Here is a 1,000-nt window from a genome sequence, read left to right as displayed (position 1 = left end):
ATTTCAATTTTTTATATGTTCCAAACATTAGCGTTAAACGAAGCCTTTCTTACGGCAAACTCTATTATTAGTGAAATTGGAATAGTATTCCAAGCTGGTTCAATCTTATTAGCAATTATTACATTCTTTTATATTCTATATGCAAACTCATTCTTATTATCGCTTCGTCAAAAAGAATTAGGTATGTATATGATGTTAGGGGCAAAAAAATCTAAGGTTACATTCCTTATGTTCATCGAAACAATTGTTTTAGGTGCGGCCTCCCTTGTAATCGGGATTGCAGTAGGTGTAGGGCTTGCACAATTAATTGGTAAACTACTTATGCAACAACTGGATTTTACTTCAGGTAGTTATGAAGCGTTTTATGTTTCTTCCATGATTGTTACTTGTGTTTTCTTCTTTGTGCTATTTGTATTATCAGCAATTATGAATAGTATTAAACTATCACGTATTACAGTTCTACAACTTGTACATGCAGATTCAAAAACAGATAGTGTTTCTGTAAAAGGTGCGAAGACTGTTATCTTTGCAGTATTGGGGATTATTTTATTAGCAATTGGCTATGCTTCTATGATTTACATGGATAAGTTAAAGCTAGCTGGGATTTTTATTGCTTTAATTACTGTAACGTCTGGAACTTACATGTTATTTGGAACCTTCCTACCTCTTATTATTAAAAAGATGAAAAGTAATAAAAAACGTACTGAAAAAGGACTTAATGCTTTTACATTTGCACAGTTAAACTTCCGTATTAACAGCTTAACAAAAGTACTAGCGACAGTAACAATGTTAGTTGCGCTTGGAGCGGGGGCAATCTCAGGTGGTATGGCATTTAAAAATAACGTTATGATGAATGTAGATACTCTTGCGATTTATGATGTTACGATTCATAATCCAACGACTGAAGAAAAGAAAATCTTAAATGGTATTACATTTAAAGAGAAAAACGAATATCGCTATAAAACAGATGATAAATACGTTTATTATGTAAAAGAAGATT

At 31.9% G+C, this 1,000-nt stretch carries 1 protein-coding gene; it reads left to right on the top strand.

Features of this window, described 5'->3' with window-relative positions; genetic code table 11:
- Window positions 1–1,000 (top strand): FtsX-like permease family protein (locus tag GFJ36_RS28830; protein WP_157349858.1); only part of this gene is annotated, 1,000 nt, incomplete at both ends.

Origin of the sequence: Bacillus sp. EE-W1 (assembly GCF_009760835.1) — a bacterium.
Classification (GTDB): Bacteria; Bacillota; Bacilli; order Bacillales; family Bacillaceae_G; genus Bacillus_A; species Bacillus_A wiedmannii.
The sequence above is the reverse complement of the archived record's forward strand: the minus strand, read 5'-3'. Positions and strand labels throughout refer to the sequence as shown.